The 23,196-nt window shown below is 69.4% G+C and carries 26 protein-coding genes; 8 read left to right on the top strand and 18 right to left on the bottom strand.

Annotation, left to right across the window (positions count from 1 at the left end):
* Window position 1: 1 nt before the first annotated feature.
* A complete protein-coding gene (locus tag AB0B91_RS51175; protein ID WP_358337673.1) occupies window positions 2-1,000 on the bottom strand; it encodes a YafY family protein in 999 nt (332 codons plus the stop codon).
* A gap of 62 nt (window positions 1,001-1,062) precedes the next feature.
* On the opposite strand from AB0B91_RS51175, the gene AB0B91_RS51170 reads away from it, so the two are divergent.
* Together AB0B91_RS51170 and AB0B91_RS51165 are read left to right on the top strand one after the other, a co-directional pair.
* On the top strand, window positions 1,063-1,638 hold the full coding sequence (locus AB0B91_RS51170) for a DinB family protein (RefSeq protein ID WP_358337670.1): 576 nt from the start codon (window positions 1,063-1,065) through the stop codon (window positions 1,636-1,638).
* Window positions 1,635-2,096 carry a VOC family protein gene (locus AB0B91_RS51165; RefSeq protein WP_358337667.1) on the top strand — a complete coding sequence of 154 codons (462 nt, stop codon included), beginning with the start codon at window positions 1,635-1,637 and terminating at the stop codon, window positions 2,094-2,096. Before AB0B91_RS51170 ends, AB0B91_RS51165 begins: the two co-directional genes overlap by 4 nt.
* Window positions 2,097-2,675: 579 nt before the next feature.
* Here the strand turns inward: AB0B91_RS51165 and AB0B91_RS51160 are convergent.
* Complete coding sequence (locus AB0B91_RS51160) at window positions 2,676-2,957, bottom strand: hypothetical protein (protein WP_358337664.1); 282 nt, start codon at window positions 2,955-2,957, stop codon at window positions 2,676-2,678.
* A 5-nt stretch (window positions 2,958-2,962) separates the two neighbouring features.
* The gene (locus AB0B91_RS51155) at window positions 2,963-3,844 is read right to left on the bottom strand and encodes a helix-turn-helix transcriptional regulator (protein ID WP_358337660.1); all 882 of its coding nucleotides are present in this window, start codon (window positions 3,842-3,844) and stop codon (window positions 2,963-2,965) included.
* 204 nt (window positions 3,845-4,048) lie between these two features.
* Between AB0B91_RS51155 and AB0B91_RS51150 the strand changes: the two genes are divergently transcribed.
* The 3 genes from AB0B91_RS51150 (at window position 4,049) to argG (ending at window position 7,220) form a co-directional block, all read left to right on the top strand.
* Window positions 4,049-4,813, top strand: a complete 765-nt coding sequence (locus tag AB0B91_RS51150; RefSeq protein ID WP_358337657.1) for an SDR family NAD(P)-dependent oxidoreductase — start codon at window positions 4,049-4,051, stop codon at window positions 4,811-4,813.
* A 37-nt stretch (window positions 4,814-4,850) separates the two neighbouring features.
* A complete protein-coding gene (locus AB0B91_RS51145; protein WP_358337654.1) occupies window positions 4,851-5,699 on the top strand; it encodes an SDR family oxidoreductase in 849 nt (282 codons plus the stop codon).
* A 72-nt stretch (window positions 5,700-5,771) separates the two neighbouring features.
* Window positions 5,772-7,220, top strand: a complete 1,449-nt coding sequence (argG, locus tag AB0B91_RS51140) for an argininosuccinate synthase (RefSeq protein ID WP_358337651.1) — start codon at window positions 5,772-5,774, stop codon at window positions 7,218-7,220.
* Between the two features lie 29 nt (window positions 7,221-7,249).
* Here the strand turns inward: argG and AB0B91_RS51135 are convergent, their stop codons facing one another.
* Window positions 7,250-7,900: a VC0807 family protein gene (locus tag AB0B91_RS51135; RefSeq protein ID WP_358337648.1), complete on the bottom strand. Its 651-nt coding sequence runs from the start codon at window positions 7,898-7,900 to the stop codon at window positions 7,250-7,252.
* Between the two features lie 35 nt (window positions 7,901-7,935).
* Here AB0B91_RS51135 and AB0B91_RS51130 point away from each other — a divergent pair, with 35 nt between their 5' ends.
* Complete coding sequence (locus AB0B91_RS51130) at window positions 7,936-8,769, top strand: hypothetical protein (RefSeq protein WP_358337645.1); 834 nt, start codon at window positions 7,936-7,938, stop codon at window positions 8,767-8,769.
* Here the strand turns inward: AB0B91_RS51130 and AB0B91_RS51125 are convergent.
* Window positions 8,735-10,996 (bottom strand): bifunctional polysaccharide deacetylase/glycosyltransferase family 2 protein, encoded by a 2,262-nt coding sequence (locus AB0B91_RS51125; protein WP_358337642.1) that lies wholly within the window; start codon window positions 10,994-10,996, stop codon window positions 8,735-8,737. The genes AB0B91_RS51130 and AB0B91_RS51125 overlap by 35 nt on opposite strands.
* Complete coding sequence (locus tag AB0B91_RS51120) at window positions 10,993-11,505, bottom strand: hypothetical protein (protein WP_358337639.1); 513 nt, start codon at window positions 11,503-11,505, stop codon at window positions 10,993-10,995. The genes AB0B91_RS51125 and AB0B91_RS51120 overlap by 4 nt, the downstream gene beginning before the upstream one ends.
* Window positions 11,506-11,687: 182 nt before the next feature.
* Between AB0B91_RS51120 and AB0B91_RS51115 the strand changes: the two genes are divergently transcribed.
* Together AB0B91_RS51115 and AB0B91_RS51110 are read left to right on the top strand one after the other, a co-directional pair.
* Window positions 11,688-12,017, top strand: coding sequence for a hypothetical protein (locus AB0B91_RS51115; RefSeq protein ID WP_358337637.1), 330 nt, complete (start codon window positions 11,688-11,690; stop codon window positions 12,015-12,017).
* Window positions 12,001-12,669 carry a hypothetical protein gene (locus AB0B91_RS51110; RefSeq protein ID WP_358337635.1) on the top strand — a complete coding sequence of 223 codons (669 nt, stop codon included), beginning with the start codon at window positions 12,001-12,003 and terminating at the stop codon, window positions 12,667-12,669. Before AB0B91_RS51115 ends, AB0B91_RS51110 begins: the two co-directional genes overlap by 17 nt.
* A gap of 74 nt (window positions 12,670-12,743) precedes the next feature.
* Here the strand turns inward: AB0B91_RS51110 and AB0B91_RS51105 are convergent, their stop codons facing one another.
* From AB0B91_RS51105 to AB0B91_RS51050, 12 genes are all read right to left on the bottom strand, one after another.
* Window positions 12,744-13,175 (bottom strand): hypothetical protein, encoded by a 432-nt coding sequence (locus AB0B91_RS51105; protein WP_358337632.1) that lies wholly within the window; start codon window positions 13,173-13,175, stop codon window positions 12,744-12,746.
* A gap of 196 nt (window positions 13,176-13,371) precedes the next feature.
* On the bottom strand, window positions 13,372-14,100 hold the full coding sequence (locus AB0B91_RS51100) for a hypothetical protein (RefSeq protein ID WP_358337629.1): 729 nt from the start codon (window positions 14,098-14,100) through the stop codon (window positions 13,372-13,374).
* Between the two features lie 78 nt (window positions 14,101-14,178).
* Window positions 14,179-15,903 carry a GMC oxidoreductase gene (locus tag AB0B91_RS51095; RefSeq protein ID WP_358337626.1) on the bottom strand — a complete coding sequence of 575 codons (1,725 nt, stop codon included), beginning with the start codon at window positions 15,901-15,903 and terminating at the stop codon, window positions 14,179-14,181.
* 72 nt (window positions 15,904-15,975) lie between these two features.
* Window positions 15,976-16,368 carry a VOC family protein gene (locus AB0B91_RS51090; protein ID WP_358337623.1) on the bottom strand — a complete coding sequence of 131 codons (393 nt, stop codon included), beginning with the start codon at window positions 16,366-16,368 and terminating at the stop codon, window positions 15,976-15,978.
* A 127-nt stretch (window positions 16,369-16,495) separates the two neighbouring features.
* Entirely contained in the window at window positions 16,496-16,894 is a 399-nt protein-coding gene (locus AB0B91_RS51085; RefSeq protein ID WP_358337620.1) for a GNAT family N-acetyltransferase, read from the bottom strand.
* An 11-nt stretch (window positions 16,895-16,905) separates the two neighbouring features.
* Complete coding sequence (locus AB0B91_RS51080; RefSeq protein ID WP_358337617.1) at window positions 16,906-18,084, bottom strand: ABC transporter permease; 1,179 nt, start codon at window positions 18,082-18,084, stop codon at window positions 16,906-16,908.
* Window positions 18,084-18,761 carry an ABC transporter ATP-binding protein gene (locus AB0B91_RS51075; RefSeq protein WP_358337615.1) on the bottom strand — a complete coding sequence of 226 codons (678 nt, stop codon included), beginning with the start codon at window positions 18,759-18,761 and terminating at the stop codon, window positions 18,084-18,086. Before AB0B91_RS51075 ends, AB0B91_RS51080 begins: the two co-directional genes overlap by 1 nt.
* The gene (locus AB0B91_RS51070; RefSeq protein ID WP_358337612.1) at window positions 18,754-20,469 is read right to left on the bottom strand and encodes a peptidoglycan-binding protein; all 1,716 of its coding nucleotides are present in this window, start codon (window positions 20,467-20,469) and stop codon (window positions 18,754-18,756) included. The genes AB0B91_RS51075 and AB0B91_RS51070 overlap by 8 nt, the downstream gene beginning before the upstream one ends.
* 6 nt (window positions 20,470-20,475) lie before the next feature.
* Window positions 20,476-21,378 carry a hypothetical protein gene (locus tag AB0B91_RS51065; RefSeq protein ID WP_358337609.1) on the bottom strand — a complete coding sequence of 301 codons (903 nt, stop codon included), beginning with the start codon at window positions 21,376-21,378 and terminating at the stop codon, window positions 20,476-20,478.
* A 34-nt stretch (window positions 21,379-21,412) separates the two neighbouring features.
* Entirely contained in the window at window positions 21,413-22,297 is an 885-nt protein-coding gene (locus AB0B91_RS51060) for a hypothetical protein (RefSeq protein ID WP_358337607.1), read from the bottom strand.
* A complete protein-coding gene (locus AB0B91_RS51055) occupies window positions 22,294-22,644 on the bottom strand; it encodes a PadR family transcriptional regulator (RefSeq protein ID WP_358337605.1) in 351 nt (116 codons plus the stop codon). The genes AB0B91_RS51060 and AB0B91_RS51055 overlap by 4 nt, the downstream gene beginning before the upstream one ends.
* A 39-nt stretch (window positions 22,645-22,683) precedes the next feature.
* Window positions 22,684-23,181, bottom strand: coding sequence for an NUDIX hydrolase (locus AB0B91_RS51050; RefSeq protein ID WP_358337602.1), 498 nt, complete (start codon window positions 23,179-23,181; stop codon window positions 22,684-22,686).
* Between the last annotated feature and the right edge of the window lie 15 nt (window positions 23,182-23,196).

Here is a 23,196-nt window from a genome sequence, read left to right as displayed (position 1 = left end):
CTCATGACTCGTCCGGGTCCGGCGCCGGTGAGATCGCCGCACCGGCCGACAGCAGTCTCTCCGCCAGCGCCCGACAGCGTCCGCCGAGCTCCGGAGGGTCGAGCACCTCGAAGTCGTGCCCCAGCAGGAGCACGTGCATGAGCACGAAGTCGAGGCTGCCGGCGCCACTGAGCACTTCGCAGAGCTCGGCGCCGCGCCGCCGTACGACCGCCGCCGACGCCGGAATCTGCGCGCGCACAGTGTCGGCCGACGCGTGCACGAGGAAGCGCGCCTGGTGCGGGTAGACCCGGCTCGCCACACTCTCCTGTACGTACGTGGCCGCGTCGGGCGCCGCGCGCGGGCGGAAGTGCCAGGTCCGGACGGACACGTCGGTCATCCGGTCGACGCGGAAGCTGCGCCAGTCGTCGCGATCGAGGTCGAAGGCGAACAGGTACCAGCGCCGGTCGGAGGCGACCAGGCGGTAGGGCTCGATCCGCCGTCGTCGTACCTCACTCCCGGACGGATAGTCGAAGCCGGCCTCGACCTCGTCGCGGCAGGCTCTGGCCAGCGTCATGAGTACCTCGGAGTCCACCGGTGTACGGCCACCGCCGAAGGACTCCACCGAGCCGGAGAGCGCGCGCACCTCGTGCCGCAACCGGGTGGGCAGCACTCGGTCGAGCTTGGTCAGCGCCCGGAGCGCGGCGTCGCCGGCGCTGGCGACCGCGCCACCCGCGCCGACGAGCAGCGAGACGGCGGTGGCGATCGCCTCCTCGTCGTCGAGCAGCAGCGGCGGCAGGTCCTGCCCCGGGCCGAGCTGGTAGCCGCCGCCGACACCCTGGCCGGCATGCACCAGATAGCCGAGCGTGCGCAGCCGCTCGACATCACGTCGTACCGTGCGCGGCGTGACCCCGAGGCGTTCGGCGAGCTCGGGGCCGGTCCAGACCTGGCGCTGCTGCAGCAGCCCGAGCAGGGTGAGCACTCGCTCCGTCGTACCCCGATCCGCACCGCTTGCCAGGTCCATGTCCCACACCCTGCCAGAGATAGCGGACCGATCCTGTCCGCCAGGGGTGTCAGGGTGACTCCATGGACGCAGACGAACTCGACTGGAACCATACGCTGCGCGAGCAGTGGGAGTTCCATTGGAACCATCAGGTCCGAGCCCGGCTCGACGGCCTCACCGACGACGAGTACTTGTGGTCGCCGGTGCCGGACGCCTGGAGCGTGCGGCCGCGCGGCAGCTCGACGGCGCCCGTACAGGCAGGTGCCGGGGACTTCACGATGGACTACGCCTTCCCGCAGCCGGTCCCCGCGGCCTTCACCACGATCGCCTGGCGACTCGGTCATGTCATCGTCGGCGTGCTCGCCGCGCGCAACGCGGCGCACTTCGGCGCGCCGGCGGCGTCGTACGAGACCTGGGAGTACGCCGGCAGCGCGGCCACCGCGCTCGACCAGCTCGAGTCCCAGCTCGACGTCTGGCTGACCGGGGTACGCGGCCTCGGCGCGGCCGGCCTCCAGGTCCCGGTAGGCGCGAAGGAGCCCTACCCCGAGGCGTCCACGGCCGATCTGGTGCTGCACATCCACCGCGAGCTGATCCACCACCTGTCCGAGGTCTGCCTGCTGCGCGACCTCTACCTGCACACGAACGGAGTGACTCCATGAGCCGCCACATCCAGGTCACCTTCGACGCCCACGACCCGCGAGCGCTGTCGTCCTTCTGGCGCGACGTACTGGGCTACGTCCACCCGGCCCCGCCCGGCGTCGACCTGCCCGAGGGCGCCGACCCGCTGGCCGCGTGGGACGACTTCCTCGCCCGGGTCGGCGTACCGGAGGAGCAGCGCAACACCAGATCGGCCATCGAGGACCCGGACGGGCATGGCCCACGGCTGTTCTTCCAGCAGGTGCCGGAGGACAAGGTCGCCAAGAACCGCGTCCACCTCGACGTCCGCGCGGCTCCCGGACTGCGGGGGGAGGAACGGATGGCGGCGCTGGAGGCCGAGTGCGACCGGCTCGTCGCGCTGGGAGCGACGCGGGTACGTCGTTACGAGCCTGATCCTCCGATGAGCGGGGGCAACATCGTGATGACGGACCCCGAGGGCAACGAGTTCTGCCTGGACTGACGCGGCTCAACCGTAGCTCTCGGCGGGAAAGGCTTGATCCCGGGTCGAGCGGCAGTCGGGTCGGGGACATGCCTATTCAGGCGGGGGACCGTACGGGCTGCCTCTGCGGGGATGCAAGCGCCGTCGTTGCCACCAGGGCACGTCCGGTGACGTGTGCGGGGCCGGCGCCGTCCGGCGGAGGAAGTATTGATCGACTGGGTGGACCAACGCGTACAGATACGGTTGGGCCCACGGCGGCAAGGCGATGAGAGCCTGTCGAAGCCGCCAACGGGGCGCGTCTCCGCTGCACTCCTCGCACATGCAGATACATTCGACCCGGTCAGCGGTCCCGAGCAGGACGGCCGCCTGCCAGGCGACGAGGGCCGCCGCCACCTCGCCTGGCCGCACCCGGGTGTGTTCGAGGGCGATCACCGCGGCCATGGGCCGCTGGCCGAGGCCGGGGACCTGGTGGATCAGGGCTCTGTGGGCTCCGCACGCCGATCCTCGCGTACGGACCTCGGAAGGGCGCCTACGCGGCATGGCCCTTTCTGATCGACGTCATAGGCATGATGATCGCACAGCCAAGTGGTGGGCGCGGTATCAGTCACGGTCCGGGTTGCCTCGTGGCCATGCGTCGAATTGGAGAGCGGGCGGGTGCAGGAAATCGCTGGCCCTCTTCACGCAGTCAGGGCAGATGGGTTCCTTGACCGATCTGGCCACGGCTTCCGCTGTCGGCTCACGGACGGTGCCTAACACGGTCATGCCTGGAAGAAGGCCGGTCTCGGGGTCGATCATGGCGGTCGTGACGGTTGCCGGGTTAAAGCGGAAGGCGCGCTTGCACGCATGACATCTGCCTATGGTCGGGATCTGCTCATCTCCCATGGCGTCTATCCTCCTCTCTCACGCTGCTCTCTAGAAGGGCCCGGTGGCGCTGCGCTGGTCCAGCTGGCGAGGATGTTGAGGGCTTCGGCGGAGGGGGTGGCGGGCTCGGGGGTCAGGATGACGAGGGTCTGGTCGGGGTCGTCCTCGACGGCCAGGACCACGTAGTCGAGGGTCAGGTCGCCGACGAGCGGGTGATGCAGGCGTTTGGTGCCGGTGGTGTGGGCGAGGACGTCGTGGTCGGCCCACAGGCGGCGGAAGGCGTCGCTGCGCACGGACAACTCGCCGATCAGCTCGGTCAGCTGTGGGTCATCGGGGTGGCGTCCGGCGTACAGGCGCAGCGTGGCCACGCAGTCGCCGGCGGCGCGGTCCCAGTCGGCGTACAGCGTGCGAGCGGCCTCGTCGAGGAAGACGAAGCGGGCGAAGTTGCGCTCACGGTGGGGCCGGGCTTCGAAGTCGGTGAAGAGGGCGTAGCCGAGTCGATTGGCCGCCAGGACGTCCATGCGCCGCCCCTGGATGATCGCGGGGACGCTGAGCGCGTCCAGGGCCCGGTACAGGGTCGGGCGGACTCTCTGCGGGCTGAGCGGCCGGCGGCGGCGGGACCGGGCCGTGGTGGGCTGAGCGAGATCGAAGAGGTGGGCGCGTTCGGTGTCGTCCAGGTGCAGGGCGCGGGCGACGGCCTCCAGGACGGTTTCGGAGACGCCCTGGGTGCGGCCCCGCTCCAGGCGGATGTAGTAGTCGACGCTGACCCCGGCGAGCTGGGCGACTTCCTCGCGGCGCAGCCCCGGCACGCGGCGGGTCCCCGGGGGCGGGGCGAGGCCGGCCTGGTCGGGCGTGATCCGGGCCCGGCGGGTGCGGAGGAACTCACGGATCTCCGTACTGCGCTCCATGGTTCCACCGTACGACGGGCCCCCGCCGGCCTGTGACCTGGAAAGGGGTACTGACGGACCCCCGGAAGAACAGTGCCCCGTACGGGGGGCCGTGCGGTGGGCGTCGGGTGATTGCCTGGATTCAGGGGCGGGTCCCTGGCGTGCGGCACCTGATGGGAGGCCTGCGCCGACACACCGTACATCTGGAGAACAGGACAACATCCCATGACAGCGAAACTGACCGGCACCGCCGCCCTCGTCACCGGCGCGAGCAGCGGTATCGGCGCCGCCACCGCCCGCCGGCTCGCCGAGCACGGGGCCTCCGTCGCCCTCGTGGCCCGCCGCCATGAACGCCTCGACGCCCTCGCGGCCGAGATCGGCAAGGCGGGTGGCACCGCGCTGGTGGTGGCGGCGGACATCACCGACCGCGTCCAGGCCGAGGCGGCCGTGCAGCAGGCTGTCGAGCGATTCGGACGGTTGGACACCCTGGTCAACAATGCCGGCCTGATGCTTCTCGGCCCGGTCGTCGGCGCGGACGCCGAGGAGTGGGAGCGCATGATCGCGGTCAACGTCAAGGGGCTGCTGCACACCACCCGCGCCGCTCTGCCGCACCTGCTGCGGGCCGCCGAGGAGGGTCCGCGCCGGGTGGCCGACATCGTCAACATCAGCTCGATCGCCGGCCGTGTGGCGTGGAGCGGTTACGGCGTTTACAACCTGACCAAGTTCGGGGTGAACGGATTCACCGAGTCCCTGCGTCAGGAAGTCGCCCAGCGGCACGTACGCGTCGGCGTCCTCGAACCGGGTGGTGTGGCGACCGAACTCGGCTCGCACAACAAGCCCGAGGTCCGCAACGAGATGATCGACCCCTTCTACGAGCAGACCGAGGTCCTCGCTCCGGAGGACATCGCCGACGGCGTCGCCTACATGGTCACCCGTCCGCGCCATGCAGCCGTCGCCGAGCTGTGGATCATGCCCACCGAACAGGTTTGACCGCATCCGGCGACCCTCACAACAGCGAAGGAATCTCATGAGCAAGGTCATTTTCGTCACCGGTGCCGGACGCGGTCTGGGCACGGACATCGCCCGCGAGGCACTCGCCGCCGGCCACCAGGTCGTCGCCACCGGCCGCCGCCCCGAGGCCGTCGAGCAGACTCTGGGCGGGCCGCAGGACAACCTGCTGGTCGCGAAGCTGGACGTCACCAGCCTGGCGGACGCGCAGGCAGCCGCACAGGCCGCGGTCGGCCGCTTCGGACGTATCGACGTCCTGGTCAACAATGCCGGGAACTTCTTCGCCGGCTACTTCGAGGAGATCTCGCCCGCGCAGCTGCGCCGGCAGATCGAGACCAACCTCTTCGGTCCGATGAACGTCACCCGCGCAGTCCTGCCGATCATGCGTCAACAGCGCGCCGGCCACGTCATCACCATCTCCTCGTCCGCCGGCCTGATCGGCCAGGAGTTCTGCGCCGCGTATGCCGCCTCCAAGTTCGGGGTGGAGGGGTGGATGGAGTCGCTGCGCTACGACGTCGCCCCCTACAACATCCACACCACGATCGTGGAGCCCGGCTTCTTCCGTACCGAGTTGCTCGTGGACGCCTCCACCAACTGGCCCGAGCTGTCCATCGACGACTACGCCCCGCGGACCGCCCCGACGATCGAGGCCTGGAAGGGCATGAACGGCCGGCAGTCCGGTGACCCCGCCAAGCTCGCCCGGGCCCTGCTGACCATCGCCGACCGGGACGAGCCGCCGCTGCGCTTGGTCGCCGGCGCGGACGCGATCCAGGCCGTCGAGGGCAAGGCCCGGGAACTGCTGGCACAGGCCCAGGCCTCCCGCGAGCTGGGGGGCGACGACCTGGCATACGACGACACCAACGCCTAGAACCAGCAAGTCGCCGAAGTCGTGGGCGGGCGGGCTTTGCATGAGCATGCGTTTCAATGCATACTCTCTCTCATGTCCAAGGTTCTCACCTCCCTGCCCACCGGCGAGCGTGTCGGCATCGCCTTCTCGGGCGGTCTCGACACCTCGGTCGCTGTCGCGTGGATGCGCGACAAGGGCGCCGTCCCGTGCACCTACACCGCCGACATCGGCCAGTACGACGAGCCCGACATCGCCTCGGTGCCCGGTCGTGCGGCGAAGTACGGGGCCGAGCTCGCGCGCCTGGTCGACTGCCGGGCGGCGCTGGTCGAGGAGGGCTTGGCCGCGCTCGCCTGCGGTGCGTTCCACATCCGTTCGGCCGGGCGCCCCTACTTCAACACCACGCCGCTCGGTCGTGCTGTCACGGGGACGCTGCTGGTGCGGGCGATGCTCGAGGACGACGTGCAGATCTGGGGCGACGGCTCGACGTTCAAGGGCAACGACATCGAACGGTTCTACCGTTACGGGCTGCTCGCGAACCCCCACCTGCGCATCTACAAGCCCTGGCTGGACGCGGACTTCGTGTCCGAGCTCGGCGGGCGCAAGGAGATGTCGGAGTGGCTGCTGGCCCACGGCCTGCCCTACCGCGACAGCACCGAGAAGGCCTACTCGACCGACGCCAACATCTGGGGCGCCACCCACGAGGCCAAGACCCTGGAGCACCTCGACAACGGCATCGAGACCGTGGACCCGATCATGGGCGTGCGGTTCTGGGATCCCGACGTCGAGATCGCCACCGAGGACGTGACCATCGGGTTCGACCAGGGCCGGCCGGTGACGATCAACGGCAAGGAGTTCGCCACCCCGATCGACCTGGTGATGGAGGCCAACGCGATCGGTGGACGGCACGGCATAGGCATGTCGGACCAGATCGAGAACCGGGTGATCGAGGCCAAGAGCCGCGGCATCTACGAGGCGCCCGGGATGGCGTTGCTGCACGCGGCCTACGAGCGGCTGGTCAACGCGATCCACAACGAGGACACCCTGGCCAACTACTACAACGAGGGACGGCGGCTCGGCCGGTTGATGTACGAGGGCCGCTGGCTCGACCCGCAGGCGTTGATGATCCGGGAGTCGCTGCAGCGCTGGGTCGGCACCGCGGTCATCGGCGAGGTGACGCTGCGGCTGCGGCGCGGTGAGGACTACTCGATCCTGGACACCTCCGGCCCGGCCTTCAGCTACCACCCGGACAAGCTGTCGATGGAGCGCACCGAGGATTCGGCGTTCGGCCCGGTGGACCGGATCGGCCAGCTCACCATGCGCAACCTGGACATCGCCGACTCGCGCGCCAAGCTTGAGCAGTACGCCAGCCTCGGCATGGTCGGCACCACCCACCACGCGCTCATCGGCATCCCCGTGGCGGCCTCGACCGAGCTGATCGGTGCGATGCCGGAGGGTGGCGCCGAGGCCATCGCCTCACGCGGTGAGGTCTCCGAGGAGGACGAGATGCTCGACCGCGCCGCGATGGAGCTCGGCACCGACTGACCGGCCCCAGCCCCTGAGGAGCATCGATCTCAGGTGGAGAACGCCGCCGGGTTGCGGCGCACGGCGGCGGCCCGGCTGCGGCGTGCGTACACGATGGTCCAGGTCACGAGCGCGGCCGTGACCACGATGGGCAGCACCGTGGAGATCAGGACCATCGTCGAGGTGGGCAGCACGTATGACAGGACGACGCGTGCGACCGCCTCGGCGAGGTACACGACGCCCCACACGAGGGTGAGGACGCGCTGCGTCCGGCGGAAGCCGGCATACTGCCAGAGGGCGTTCCACTTGGCCAGCCCCTCCTCGGTGCCGTCGGTGCCGAACTTCCGGCCGAAGTAGAACATCAGCGGGCGGCGCGTCAGCAGCGACCCGAGCAGCACCAGGCCGAACAGGCCGGTGGCCGCCGAGTCCTTGACCAGCACCAGCTCCGCGCTGCGGAACACCAGCGCGCTCAGCACGCCGAGCCCGACCACGATCAGCGCGAGCACGCCGAAGTCGTCGACGCGACGCTTGATCAGGAAGATGCCGAGCACCTCGACGGCGGGCCAGACCCCGGAGATCGCGAGCGCGGCGACCGTCGACACGCCGCGGTCGGTCAGCACCGTGTACGTCAGGTAGGGCAGGACGACGTTCAACACGATCGTCGGTCCCCAGTTCAGCGCGATTGCCCGGAACCGTGCCATCAGACCCTCCTCGTATGTCGAATAAACTCACGAGCGTGACCAAAAATGTATCATCGGATTGGTCGCTCACACGACCTTCGCGTGGGCGCTCTGTCGCGCTCGTCCCGTTCCTCTTCGGTGTCTCTGGGCTGACGGAGCTGTCCGGCACCGCGCTGACCCGCCTGTTGGGGGATCTCGGCCTGACCGAGGCGGCGGCGCGCGCCCTTGTCGCCCGGATGCGGCGCGACGGCCAACTGGTCAGCGAGCGGCGCGGCGGTGGCGCGTACTACCGGCTGGCCGGCGCCATGGCCGCCGGCTTCGCGCAGATCCGGCGCGGCGCCTCGAACGAGCCCCCACCGTGGGCGGGGCACTTCCACGCGCTGCTGTACCAGGTGCCGGAGAGCGAGCGCGCCTACCGCGACGCGCTGCGCCGGGCCGCGCTGCTCACCGGGTACGGTCTGCTCCAGCAGGGCGTGCTCATCGCGCTCACCGACCGCTCCGCCCACCTCGGTGGCCTGCTCACCCCGCCGGAAGGCGTCCGGCTGCACCGGGCCACCCTCGCGATGGCGGAGGCGGACGCCGCTCATGCCGCGTACGACGCCTGGGATCTCGGGGCGCTGAGCGACACGTACACCCAGCATGCCGAGGCCCTGGAGACAGCGGTCCGCACGGCCCCGGACGGGCTTCGGGCGGACGCGGCGGTGCTGCGTACGTTCAGCCGGCTGCTCAGCACGGCCCTGGTCGACACCCTGCGCGCGCCGCGACTGCCGGAACCGCTGCGGCCGGCCGGGTGGGCGCTGCCCCGGTTGTTCGCCGCGGTCGGCGCGGTGCAGCGGGTCTACGGCGCCCCGGCCATCACGTATGTGCGCCAGGTGCTGGAGGAGGACTGACCAGACCGAACGTGCCCTCCCGGCGTACGCTGTGCCAGCGCAGCCGTACGCCCAGCACCGCGGTCGCCAACGACTGGATCACCACGAGGTACAGGAGTTGACGGTAGACGAACTGCTGCAGCGGCAGCACCCACAGCGCCGAGGCCCGCTCGCCGTCCAGGCGTAGCGCGTACCAGCCGGTCAGCGCCTGCACCAGGACGAACCCGGCCCACACCGCGACCACCGGCAGCGGATCGCCCACGGCGGTGCTGTAGATCGCCATGAGGTCGACGACGGGTGCGAGCAGCGGCAGCAGCACCTGGAACAGCGCCAGGTAGCCGAGGCAGCGGCGACCGAACGGGTCCTTGTCGAGCACGGCGCGCCGATGCTTCCACATCGCCTGCATGGTGCCGTAGCACCAGCGGTAGCGCTGCTTCCACAACTGGCCGAGCGAGGTCGGCGCCTCGGTCCAGGCCAGCGCCTTCTCCTCGTAGACCACGCGCCATCCGGCCCGGCACAGCGCCATCGTGAGGTCGGTGTCCTCCGCCAGGGTGTCGCTGCTGACGCCGCCCAGGGCCACCAGCGCCGAGCGGCGGAACGCCCCGATCGCGCCGGGTACGGTCGCCATGCAGTCGAGCTGCTCGAAGGCGCGCCTGTCGAGGTTGAACCCGATGACGTACTCGATGTGCTGCCAGCGTCCGATCATGCCCCGCCGGTTGCCGACCTTGGTGTTGCCGCTCACCGCGCCGACCGTGGGGTCGGAGAGCTGGCGTACCAGCCGGCCGATGGTGGCGGGTTCGAAGACCGTGTCGCCGTCCACCATGATGAGCAACTCGTGACCGGCCTGTTCGATGCCGGTATTGAGCGCGGCGGGCTTGCCACCGTTGCGCCGGCGGATCACCCGTACGTTGGCGAACCCCAGCCCCGCGGCCAGTTCGGCGGTCGAGTCGGTCGAGCCGTCGTCGACGACGAGGATCTCCACCTGGCCCGGATAGGCGGTCTCGGCCAGCGAGCGTACCGTCGCCTGGATCCCGGCCGCCTCGTTGTAGGCGGGCACGATCACCGTCACCGGCGGGGGCACCGGCCAGGCGGGCGCGCGTCCCCTTCGCCGCCTGCCACCTCGGGTACGGCGAGCATGCACCCACGCGAGCACGGCGAAGAAGACCAGCCGCGCCAGAGTGAGCGCGCCCGCGGCGACCAGCACCCACGACAGCGCGCCGGTGAACCAGCCGGATGCCCGCTGGGCCACGTTCAGGGCGGAGCCGACGAACCGCTCCACGTCGCCGGCCGGTTGTTGCGCCGACGGCATACCGAGGGCCTTGGTCACCGTGACCGCCCGGTAGCCCTTGCCTGTGAGCTCCTTCAGGACCAGATCGACGGCCTCGACGGTCTGCCGCCTGTCGCCACCCGAGTCGTGCATCATGACGATCGCGCCTCGGCCCCCGGCCGGAAGCGATGAGGTCACGATCTTCCGCGTACCGGGGCGGCTCCAGTCCTTGGTGTCGAGATCCGCCAGCGTGACGAGGTACCCGTCGGCCGCCAGCGCCTTCATGCTCTCCCACTGCGGGCCCGTGATCGCCTCGGGTGTGGCGGAGTACGGAGGACGCACCAGCGTGGTGTGCAGTCCCGTCGCTCCCGCCAGCGCCTTCTGCGTCAGTGACAGCTCCAGCCTGAGCCGCCAGCCGGGAACCGCCGCCAGGTCCGCGTGCGCGTAGGTATGGTTGCCCAGCTCATGACCTTCGGCGATGATCCGCCGGGCCAGTTCGGGGTGTTCGGCGACCTTCGAGCCGACGGCGAAGAACGTCGCCTTGGCGCCGTACTTCTTCAGGGCGTCGAGCACCGCCGGGGTCCAGGCCGGATCCGGGCCGTCATCGAAGGTGAGGGCGATCGTCCTGTCCGGCAGGCGAGCGCTGGAGGGCTCGCCGCCGGTGAGGTTCAGCACGGGTCCGCCTCGCCGTATCTCCGCGAGTTGCCGGGAAGGGTGGTCGGCGGTGGGCGGGACGGAGCGCGTCTCGCCGACGACGTTGGTCACGTACCCGTTGAGTACGAGCGCGAAGGCCGCCAACAGCATGCCGATGGCCAGCAGGAACCAGTGGCCTCTGGGGTCGGCCCGCTTGGCGGGTGGGGGCATGGGCACGGGGTTCTGCGTGGGTTGGCTCGCCCACTGGGCCGCGGCGGGATCCTGCCAGGCCGAGACCGGCGCGCGTGGCCAGACCTTCTTGTCCTGGTGATCGGCGAGGCCGCTCACTTCTTCGGCCCCTTCGTCCGGTCCGGGTCGAGCCCCGGCGGCGTCTTAGTCTGGCCGGGGGGCTGGTCGGCACTCGTGGTCGGGTCGGCGGTGGGCTCGGCCACCGGCTCGGTGGTGGGCTCCGGTTGCGTGCTCGGTTTCACACTGGGCGACGACTGCTGCGGCGGGGTCCGGTCGGTCTCGGGCTCCACCGACCGTACGGCGGACCTGGTGCCGCGCGGAGTGGGGCGGGCCGACGTCCGGGTCGCCGACGGGGTGGGCCGCCTGGTCATGCTCGTCCGAGGCGTCGCCGAAGGATCAGGCGAAGCCGTGCTGCCCATCCCTCCTGGGCGATCGCCCGGCCATCCGTTCACCGACAGCGTCGTGGGGGAGAACAAGCCGCCGATGACGACCGCGAGCAGCGCGATGGCCAGCACGCCCGACGCGATCGAGCCGATCATGATCAGCCGTCTGCGGCGACCGCTCTGGTCGACGAAGACGGCTGTCGTGTGGTGTTGCTCAGGAGACACATCAGGAAATGGTAGTGACCAGATGTAACTTGTGGGGAAATCAGGGGTGATCGGCCAGTCGTGAGCTGTGCTGAGCAAAAGGCGCAGAAGTCGATGTACGTAACATTCGCCTTCTAGGCTCTTGCGGACGCATCATCGAAAAGTGACTCCTTGTGATCAATCGGGGACGGATGGTGATAGCTATGCCTTCGGACGAGCCGGCTCGGATATACGACAGGGCAGCGATCAAGCGGCTCGGTGACGCGCTTGTCGACGACACCACCGGGACTTCTCCCGTGTCACATCTGGAAGAGGCCGGCACCTTTCCCCCGCATATGCGGATCGGCTGGGCCGCGATGGGTTTGCTCGGACTTCCGTTGGCCTTGGAGCACGACAAAATAGTCGCCGTCGCCGAGCGGAAGCTGGGCGACATGGTGCAATCGCTGCACGGCCGTCGAGACGAGCTGTATACGGCATCCGGAAACGTGGGCACCGCGGAAATGGAGAACATAGAAAATGCCAGAAATATTTAACGTCCCCATTCCCAAAGTCCCCGTTCCGGGCGGCACGCCCAGCCCGTACGAGTCCGGCGGCGGCGGCGATCTCCGGTGGATGCAGCTGACGACACTCAGTGAATACGCGTTCGCCAACGCCATATTTCCCGTGCTGCAGAATGCCGTGCTCACGTACGGCCTCACGATGTATGCGGATCCGCAATTGCTGCACAGGGCCTCGGACGGTTGGGGTGCCGTCAGTAGCAACTTGTCCGCCTCCGGCCAGTCCATGCAAGATGAGCACGACAGTGTGCCCGCGGTCAGTTGGCAGGCGCTGGATCGAGCGGCTTTCGGGCAGAAGGTTTCCGAGTACGCCACGGACTCGCAGGCCGGCGCCCACTCGGCCAGCTTTCTTTCGGTGATCCTCAGACTGCTGGCCGACGCTTTGACCGTGTGGATCTACTTCAGCTTCACGTTTGCGTCGTCCTTGGCGATGCTCGCCCTCTCCGGGGCGTTCACAGGAGGAGGAGGGAAGATCTTCGAGATATGGCGGGCGCATTCAATGGCCGTCACGATTGAGACGCGGTTTTTGATGCTGCGCCGCCTGCTTGCGGTGGACCTCTTCGCGCTGCTCGTGGAGTGTGGGGTCGCCTTCGGGTACGACAAGATCATGACGGACGGCCTGAAGTGACGGGTGTGGCGACATCGCTGGGTGACTCCAGTCGCTGAACGGTCCATCGCCACGCCCGAGGGCGGGTCACCCGGTCAGCTGCCGAACTCGTTGCGCATGCGGTTCAGTTCGCCCATCGTGTCGCTCATCATTCGGTCGAAGGCATGCTGCGCCTCTTCGACCCGCGCCAAAGCGGCTTCAGGATTCAGGGTGTCCTCGCCGAACGAATCCGTCAGGATCCCCGACAGCTGGCGCTTGAGGTCCGCGTCGGCATCGTGAATCGCCTTGAGTATCGCCGCGGACATCTCCTCGACGCTCATGCGCTTGGCCCGGGGGTCGATATCGAGTCTGCTCACCCCGGAGGAGGTGCACTCGACCGCGATATGGTCGTCGGCGGTAGTGGCCCGGCCGACCACGTCCGCAGCTCTTTGCTGTGCTTCCGCGAAACGGGCCGCCCGCTTCTGTGAATCCCGCAGGAACGCGTCGACATCTATGTTCGCGAAATCACCGAAGCCATGTGCTGCCACTTGTCCTACCTCAGCTCTCTACTTGCCGCCAGGGCGATGCAGGGCATCACAATATCGACATGCAGTGGGGTTTTGACAAGACGCCGCGTGTTAAATTCGGACGACCTGGACGCTATATCAGGGACATTGCCAGTAGTCGATTCAGGAGTATTCGAGGGAGAGGCGACGGAGGACCGCGCGGATGGCCTCGTTGAGGTCAGGGAGGTTGGTGCCGACCTCGGCGGGCTCGGGCTGGCGTGAGTATATCGTGGGGTAGGCCGTCCAGAACTCGACCGTGCGCCCCAGCAAGCCGCCGCGGCGGAAGTGGGTTCGCCGCGTGCTCCGCGTTCTTGTGGGTGGCGGAATGTGCCCGCACGCCGCCTGCCGTGTCCCGCAGGCGGGCGAGGAGCGATGCGTACGCCTGCGGCGCGACCCGCAAAAGATCCGCATGCGCCACATCGCATTCTGGAGCGAGTTCTCTGGTCTCCGCCGCTCCGTGGCCGTGGATGGCGGCGAAGGTCTGCCGGACCAGAATGTCCAGGCGCTCCGTTGCCGTCTGAATGTAGTATCCCGCCGACCGTGCCCACTCCTGCAGCGCCTTCCGGCCTGCCCGGTCGCCGACTCGCTGTGCCTCCTGCGCGGTCAGCTCGGCCCGCCCTTGCTCATGCCGCCGGTAGTTCTCGTTTTCGATGGCTGTTTGGTAGGCATATCCGTAGTCGCTGTCTCCGGTATATCTCTCGCCACGGGCGGTCCCGAGCTGCACCTGGAACTCGTGGGCCCTGATTTCGCCGTCGATCTCCTCCTGGACGGCCGCGTTGACGAACTCCTCCCGCCCCATGGTGAGCGGATCAGGCCCGCCCTGGTGGCGGGCGTGGTTCACTTCGTGAACGAAGGTCGCGGCCAGGTCCTCTGCCGAGCGGGTGTCCGCGCCCCCAACGCGCAGCACATCCAGCTCGTCCTGGAAGTCGCCGAGGCCAACAATCTCCTCGCTGCCGTCGAGATGACGCTTTTGGCCTTTCGCCGGTCAGGGCCCGCCGGGGAGGTGTTCGGCCAGGTGCCTGGCGAGGGTCAGTCCCGTGAGGACCGGGTTGACCGACCCGACCGTCGGGAACAGCGACTGGTCGCAGGCGTAGGCGTTCCGTACGTGATGGAAGCGCCCGATCGGGTCGGTCACCGAGGTGGCCGGATCGTCGCCCATCCACAGGGTGCCGGACTCGTGGTAGGTCGTACCGAGTCCGCGGTGCCATTCGGGGAACGGCCGGTCAAGGGGGAACGGCGCCGCGTGCCATGCGTTGTCGTACAGGTACTGGATCTGGTCCGGTGAGCCGGAGACCGCCCGGGCGATGGCGAGCGCCGCGGTGTCCATGGCCTGCCAGACCTGCTCGTCGCGCGGATCGAGTGTGAGGTGCAGGTAAGCGCGCGGGATGCCGTACTCGTCGACTTCGTGCGGGCTGAGATTGATCCAGCTCTTGTCCGGATCCGGGATCGCGGTCGTCCGGTCCCCCCGCATCTCGCCGATGCAGCGCAGAGTGACGGTGATCCACTCGGGATCGGTGTTGGCCAGCTGCCGATCGAGCAGGTCGATGTCGGGGAGCATGCGGAACAGGAGCTCGTCGGATCCGCCCTGGCTCGTCGACGCGGTGACCTGGATGTGGAAGCGGCCGGCGGGCCCCAGCCCGCGCAGGAGCAGCGCGCCCGTCTGCACGTGGTCCGGCACCGGGGGCAGTGCCGTCCGGCGGATCCTGACGGTGAAGTCGCTGCGTACGTGCGCCATCAGATTGCGGCCCATGAGCGGGGTGGGGAACGAGCACAGGGCGAGCCGGGTGGTCTCCACCGCGCTCGCGGCCAGAATCACGGCACAGCCGGGGGAGACCTGAAGGGACTCCGGCTGCCCGGCGGCGTCGACGTCGATCCTGGTCACCGCGCCGTCCGCCGTGTGCGCCCTGATGACGTGCGCCAGGGGCACCACGAAGAGCCGGCGATCCGCGTCGCGCCCCCCGGAGGCGGCCACGTCCTCCCGGACCGCGTCCATCAGCATCGGCAGGCTGCTGTACTTGTCGAAGCTGAAGAGCCCGGACACCGGCGAGTCTCCCTGCACGGCGAGCGGCGCGACCTCGGCGCCACGATCGCCGATGCCGGTCTCGAACCCCGGCGTCACCGAGGCAGCGCCGGCGAACGCCTCGAACAGCGTCGTACAGAGCTCTCCCGCGATGAAATCGGTGGCGGGCACGACGCCGATCTCGCTCTCCACCTCCAGGTAGTTGCCCTCCAGGTACGCGGCCGTCGACGCCGGCCAGCTCCGCAGATCACTCGCCGTGAGCCGCGGGCACCAGCCTCCCCAGTACAGGGACTTGCCGCCGGTGCAGTACGCCAGCCCGGGAAAGTCGACGTTGCCCCGCCACGGCAGCCCCCACACCAACTCTCGCGGCACGCGGGGATCGGCGCTGGGCGAGATGGGAGCGGGGACGTTGAGCCCGATGGGGCCAAGGTTCTGCACGTGCTCGGAGACCAGGAAGGGACCGGCGTCCAGCAGCAGCACCCGCTTGCCCGGGTGCCGCCGGTAGATCTTGGTCGCGCAGTAGGCCCCGTACATGCCGCCGCCGATCACCACCGCCGAGAACGGCGGCCCGCCGCTGCCCGTCGCCTCTTGCCAGGTGCTGCAGATGAAGCGGCCGAGAACATCGAGCGAGAAGCTTGTCCGCTGGACGTCCACCTGCTGACCGGAGGGAACCAGTTCGGGAAGGGCCATGGACAAGTAGACCCCGCGAACGTACTTCCCGCAATCCTCGGGGCGGATACCGCGATCCGCCCCGGATCCGGACTATTCGGCGCCGGCCCGTTCGGCCGCGCTGACCTCGACGCAGAACTCGTTCCAGGCCGGGTCCGCCATGACCACCCAGCCCCGGCCGTTCGGCTTGCGACGGTCGTCGACGATGGTCGCGCCGAGCGCGGACACCCGCTCGACCTCCTGGTCCCGCGACTGATCAGGTTCGAGGTCGAGGTGCAGCCGGTTCTTGACCGACTTCTTCTCCGGTACGCGGACGAACAGCAGGGTCGGCTGACCGGCGGGCACCGCCAGGCCCACCTCGTCGTCGCCCGGCTCGTCTATCGGGTCGATCGGATAGCCGAGTACTTTGCTCCAGAACTCGGCGAGCTCGTACGGTTCGTACGGCTCCGCGCAGTCGACAGTGATGTGTCGGATGATGGAGGTCATCTGAATCCCATGCTTGGTGAGGACACTGGTGGTCATGCGGAACGGCTCACGGATCTCAGCCCCCGCACCTCCAGAACTCGCCGACCGAACACGGTGTCCAACGGGACCCTAGCATCCACGCAGGACGTCAGAGCTGCATCAATCCCGCCGGCGTGGGGCGGAAGCCGCACTGGGCGTAAAAGCCTTCGAGATGGGGTTCGTAGTCCACGTGCAGCCAGTCGGCGCCGCGAGACTTCGCCTCGTCAGCGGCCGCGCGGACCAGGAGCACCCCGAGCCCCGCTCTGCGCTCCGAGGGATGCACGGTGGTGTCCAGGATGAAGGCGTGGACGCCGCCGTCCGTGGCGACGTTCACGAAGCCGACCAGCCGGTCCCCGCGATGGGCGGCGATCCAGCAGAGGCTGTGGTCAAGTGTGCGGGCGAACGAGGTGTCGTCGTGGCCGGGCCAGGAGGCCGCGAAGAGGTCGTTGAGGTCGTGGTCGGTGAGGGGCGGGCACACGGTGAGCGTGATGCCAGGGGTCGGCGTCATGATCGAAAAGGCTACCTGAGCGCGTCCACCGGCTCCATTCTGGCCGCGCGCAGTGCCGGGTACAGCCCGGCCAGCAGGCCCACCACGGCTCCGGCGATGGGGGCCCCGATCGCCAGCCGTACGTCAAGGAGGGGCGTCCACTGCTTGGCGGCCGAGACGGCGACGACGGCGACCACGCCGACGCTCGCGCCGATCACGCCGCCGGCCAGCCCGATCAGCGTCGACTCCAGCAGGAACTGGGCGGCGATGTGCCGGCGGGCCGCGCCGAGCGAGCGGCGCAGGCCGATCTCGGCGACGCGTTCCATCACGGTGACGAGCGTGACGTTGGCGATGCCGACCGCGCCCACCACGAGCGAGACCAGGCCGAGGATCAGGAAGAGCGCGTTGACGTCGTCCTGCGCCTGGTCGCGCGCTCTGGTGGGGCTGGGCGGGGCGACCACCTGGAGCATGTCGCCGTTGCCGGGGGAGAGCGCGTCCGGCGCCTGCCCGGCGATCAGGTCGGCGGCGCCCAGGCTGGTGTTGACCAGCACCCTGGTCACGTCACGTAGTCCGAACTGCTTGCCCACCGTGGGCGGCACCATGACGGCGGTGCTCAGGTTCCGTTCGCGGCGCAGGTCGCCGAGGATGCCGATGACCGTGTACGCGTGCCTGCCGATGAAGATCGCCGGAGCCCGGTCGAGGCGGGTGATGCCGAGCATCTTGGCCGCCTGGTCGCCGAGGACGGCCACCCGGTCCGCGCGCCGGATGTGACCTGCGTCGTAGAACCTGCCCTGCACGATCCGGCCCCTTGCGGCCTCGGGCAGGCCGGTGGTGGCGGCCAGCACGGTCAGGGTCTGCGTGGTGACGCTGGTCGGGTCGACGATGTCGTTGGAGCGTACGGACAGGTTGGAGCTGTCCTTGCTCTCGGCCACCGCCGCCGCGGAGACCACGCCGCGCAGCCTGGTCAGCCGTTCGAGCGAGTCCCAGGCGACCAGCGGCGCGTTCGCGTTCTCGGGCACCTCCACCGTGATGGCCGTGGCGACCAGCTCGTCGAAGCGCCCGACGATCTGGTTGCCCGCGGTGGCGGCCACGCCGAGCGTGATGACCAGCGTGGTGATGCCCAGCACGGTGCCGAGCGTGGTGAGCGCGGAGCGCACCGGCCTGGCGAGCATGCCCGCGACCGCCTCGCCGGCCAGGTCTCGTACGTGCATCACGCCTCCTCCACCAGCACGCCGTCGGTGATCTTCACCCGGCGTCCGGCCCGCGTGCTGACCTCCCGCTCGTGCGTGATGACCACGATCGTCAGCCCCTGCTCGCGCAGCTCGTCGAACAGGTCGAGCACCGCCCCGGTGTTGCGGCTGTCGAGGTTGCCGGTGGGCTCGTCGCACAGCAGCAGGGACGGCCCGCCCATCAGGGCCCTGGCCATGGCCGCGCGCTGGCGTTCGCCGCCGGACAGGCGGTCGGGCAAGAAGTTCACGCGGTGGCTGAGCCCGACCCGGTCCAGCGCCGTCAGGGCTCGCTCGCGCCTGCCCTTGCGCGGGTGCCCGCCGTAGATCTCCGCGAGCATCACGTTCTCCACGACGCTGCGGTGGGCCAGCAGGTGGAAGGACTGGAAGACGAAGCCGATGCGGTCGCCGCGCAGCCTGGTCCTGGCACCGTCCCGCAGGGCGGTGGTCTCGATGCCGTCCAGGCGATAGCTGCCCGAGCTGGGCCGATCCAGCAGGCCGAGGACGTTGAGCAGGGTGGACTTGCCGGAGCCCGACGGGCCCACGATCGCCAGGTAGTCGCCGCGCGCCACCCCGAGCGAGACGTCGTCGAGCGCGCGGACCGGCGGCTCGGCGGGGTAGTCCCTGCGTACGGCGGTCAGCTCGATCACCTGCTCAGGCATCGCCGACCACCACCCGGTCGCCTTCGTGGAGCGTGCCGCTGACCTCGACGTTTCCGTCGGCGGTCAGGCCGGTGCGGACCTGGACCTCCTTGGTCTTGTCCGTGGCGTACTCCACCTGCACGCGCGCCTTGCCGTCGGCCCCCGTGACGACCGCGGCCACCGGGACCACCAGCACCGGCTCCTCGGTCGCCCCCACCGTCACCCTGGCCGTGACCGCGGTGCCCGACAGGCCCTTGAGCCCCTTCATCGAGCTCGGCGTGAGCAGGACCGGTTGCGTGTTGTCGGCGGCCTTCTCCTGGCCGGGCACCGTGGCCTTCTCGCCGACCGCGGTGAGCGTCGCCGGGTACGTCTTGCCCGAGTCGAGCTCGATGACCGCGCTCATGCCCGCGCGGAGCAGGTCGGACTCCGCGGTCTCGACCGTCCCCGTCACCATGAACGTCGAGCTGGTCACCGTCGCGACCTCGTTCTCGACGGCCTGGCCCGCCTTCACCCCGGTCTTCTGCACCCGGGCGGGCAGTTTCGGCAGGAACACGACCTCGCCCGGGGGGATCGCCGTGCCGTAGGTCCGGCTGAACTCGGCCAGCAGCGACCTGGCCGCCGCCACGTCCTTGGCCGCGTCGGCCACCTTGAGCTTGGTGGGGGAGAGCTGCCGGGCCTGGCGCAGCGCCTGCTGGGCCGTGACCAGCCCGTCGTTCGCCGTGCGCACGGCCTTGCGCAGCTCCTCCAGCAGCTTGGCGCGAGCCTGCCGCGCCTCCTCCATGATGCGTCCGTACGCCTCACGCGCCTGCTCCAGCTCGGCCCTGGCGTTGTCCACCCTCAGCTCCAGCAGGCTCGTGTCCGTCGTCGTCTGAGGCGCGGGGGTAGCCGTCGGGGTGGCGGTCGGCTGGGATCTGGCCGCGGTGAGCGCCTGCTCGGCTTCGAGCAGCTTCTCCTCGGCCGCGCGTACGGTCGTGTCGGCGGTGGCCAGCTTGGCGTCGTCCTCCGGGGTGAGCCGCTGCCCTTCCGCCTCCTTCAGCGCGGCTCGCGCCGACTTCAGGTCCGTCTTGGCGTTGGCCAGCTTGACCTTCAGCGGCAGTACGTCACGCCCCTGGTCGAGCGCCTGCTTCTCGGTCGCGAGGGTTTCCCGCGCGGTCTGTACGGCCTTGCGCAACTGGTCGTAGGCCTGCCGGTCGGCCAGCGTGGGCTGCTGGGCCTCGTACCCCTTCTTCTTGTACATCCGGGTGACGGCGGCGATCGTGGCCCCGTCGAACGCCCCCGAGGCGGGACCGCCGAACCCGAGCCGGCGCAGCGCCTTCTGGAGCTGCTTGACGTCCTTGCCCTCGGTGCCCGGCCCGATCGTGCGGTGCATCGGCACGGAGCCCCGCAGCGCGAACACCGGGCGCCCGTTCACCTCCATGAACACCGCTCCTTCCGCCAGCCTGCCCTGACGCGGTGCCCGGGTGACCCGCTGCAGCTCAGAGGTGCCGCCGACCACCCCGGCAAGGGTGAGGGGCACCGGCGAGCCGTAAGCGAGGGTGCCGCTGACCACGATCGTGCTGACCAGCTTGCGGCGCTCGACGGCGGCGGTGACGAGCGACGCCTTCGGCGCGGTACGGCGGGCGGCCTCGTCGGCCGGGGACCGCAGGCGGGTGCTCACGACCCAGCCGGCTGCGGCGATGACCACGACGCCCGCGATGACGAAGGCGAGCATCCTGCGGGGCGACTTCACCGTGCCTCACATGCCGAATTCTTCGTTGACCTGCCGGGTGACGGCCGCGTCCTTGGGCAGGTACGCCGGGTAGAAGTCCTTGCCGCACTCCAGGTCGTCGAGGGCCGCCTTGATCTCCTTAGTCAGGTAGGGCCTGGCCTCCTCCGGGGTGAGCGTGGGGGCGTAGGTCATCCTCATCTCGCCCTCCTTGACCGGCGGCGCGACATCGGGCACGTCGTCAAGCTGCTGCCTGCCCAGCTTGTCCTCCTGGACGAGGAACGTTTCCTGCCCCTGGCGGGACATGGCCATGGGCGTGGTCTTGCCGATCGGGTAGCCCTTGCCCTTGAGGCAGCCGGCCATGGCGGAGGCAAGCTCGATCAGCTTGGGGTCACTGTTGACCATCCTGGCAAGGGCCTGCTCGGAAGCCCGGTTCTGCTGGTTGAAGTAGTCGTCCATCGACTTCAAGGTCTTGCCGAGGACCTTCTTGGCCGCCTCGATCATGCAGCTGTCCGTCGCCTTCCGGTAGGCCGTCGACTGGGCCTTGGACAGCGAATTCTGGATCTCCCAGTTGGGGTTGATCTCTGGCTTGTCGGGCTTGACGGCCGGGTTCCCCATCTCCTTGGGGTAGACGTGCATCGCGAACACCCCGAACCCGTATTTTTCGCGATATTTCCGCATTGCTTGGTAGTCGCCGATGTCGCGGGCTTTGTCGTCCTCGCTGTCCTGCTTCGGCGGCTGGACGTAGGCGACGTACTTGAAGCCCTTCTGCTTCATGCAGTCGGCTTTGACCGATTCGAGCTGATGCTTCTTGTCCTTGGCCGCCGCGGCTTGGGATGGTTCCGGCGCGTTCTCGGTGGTGCCCCCGCACCCGCCGAGTACGACCAGTGCGGCCAGTGCCACGACAGGAGCAAGAGGGGATCTCTTGAGCATGGCAGGTGACCATACTCCGTTTAACAGAGCATGGTCAATCCAGGCAGTGCCTGCGCTGCCGATAGGGCGCGAACGCGGTCGCCAGGGTCAGCACGACCAGGACGCCCCAGTAGGCGAGGTGCTGCCTGGTGAGTTCGTCCGCGTGCAGGCCCAGGTCACCCGACGTGACCAGCAGGTAGATGCCAGCGGCCAGCGCCCAGCGCGGGTCGCGCGCCAGGTACGCGCCCGCCACGGCCAGTCCCAGCGCCACCGCCTCGACGGCCATCTTGCTCAGGCTGATCGGGAACCACGTGTCCTCCGGCAGCCACGAAGGGCCCGCCCACGAGGCCGCCACCGCCGCCGCGAACCACCACCATGACCGGACCCGCGGCCGATGCCGCCGCCAGATCAGCACCGCCAGCCCGACGAGCGCGACCCCGTAGTCCGCGGCCACCACGACCGGGCTGCTGGTCTCGAACAGGGGGCGGTCGGTGAGCGCCGACGGGTACACCGGCAGAAGGGTGAGGTCCAGAAGCGCCCAGCCGCCGGCGATCGCGAACGCCTTGACCCCGGTGACGAAGGTGAGCGCCAACGCCGGCCACACCCATCCGCGCATGACCGCCAGCAGCGCGAGCGCCGACAGCAGCGTCCACAGCGGTAATGAACCCGTGTACGGCAGCAACGCGGCCAGGTTCGCCGCCGAGACCGCCGTGATCCCGAGGTGCAGGCCGTCCGCCCACGCGCTGCCCGTCGCCTGGTGGGTGATGCGGGCGCGCACGCCGCCCCGGAGCAGCCCCCACGCCTCCTTGAACACCGGGGATGACTGCCCAGGATCGGCGGAGTCGAGCAGGACGTCGAGCAGCTCGTCGCCGTGCGCCACGCGGTACTGCCTCGGGTAGGCCAGCAGCAGCCTGCGGTAGCGCCGTTCGAGCGCCGTCATGCGGTCGGGCGCGAGCCGAGGAGCGCGAACGTGGTCGGCCGCAGGACGAGCGACGCGGCCTCCTGCATGCGCCGGGCCTCGGTCTCCACCAGCGCCTGGCCCTCATCGGTGATCCTGAAATAGCGCCTGTTGCGACCGTTGACCGTCTCCTCGCGGTCCACGGCGATCACGCCCCGCTCGTTGAGCCGCTCCAGGATGCCGTAGAGCGTGCCGACCGAGGGCTGGACCCGGCCGCCGGACAGCTCCTTGATCGACTTGCTGATCGCGTGTCCGTGCAACGGGCCGCCGCGCAGCGCGGTCAGCACGAAGTACATCGGCTCGCTGACTTCTGAGGTTCCCCTGGGCATGGGATGAGATTATTCCGTTTAACGAAGCGTCTGCAACGGCTACAGCGTCCGGTACGCGATCAGCCAGCTCTGCCCGCCGCAGAGCCGTTCCACCTCCTCGGCCGGAAGCCAGGCGGCGCTCGTGCTCTCCGACTCTGGAGGGGGCCGCACGTCGGGCCCAGGGGAGTCGAGCCGCGCCTGGAACATCACCAGATTCGTCAGCGCCCCGTAGCGGTACCCCTCGGGCACCGGCCCCGTCAGTTCGATCCGCAGCCACGCGAAAACGGAGAGCTCCTCCGCCGCCAGCACCAGCCCGGTCTCCTCGGCCAGCTCGCGGACGGCGGCGTCCACGGGGGATTCGCCGGGTTCGAGGTGCCCGCCGGGCATGTCCCAGCCGCGCCCCTCCCGATCGACGCAGGTCAGCAGCATCCTGTCGGCGTCGTCCCGGACGACGGCGAAGGCCGTGGTGATCTCTCCGGTGGGTGGCAGCCGGGGGGACAGGACGACCTCCAGCCGGTGCGGCATGGGGATCCACGGTGCGGTCTGTGTCGCGATCACCTGATCCATGGTCTA

The organism is Nonomuraea sp. NPDC049141, assembly GCF_040648415.1.
Taxonomy (GTDB): domain Bacteria; phylum Actinomycetota; class Actinomycetes; order Streptosporangiales; family Streptosporangiaceae; genus Nonomuraea.
The sequence above is the reverse complement of the archived record's forward strand: the minus strand, read 5'-3'. Positions and strand labels throughout refer to the sequence as shown.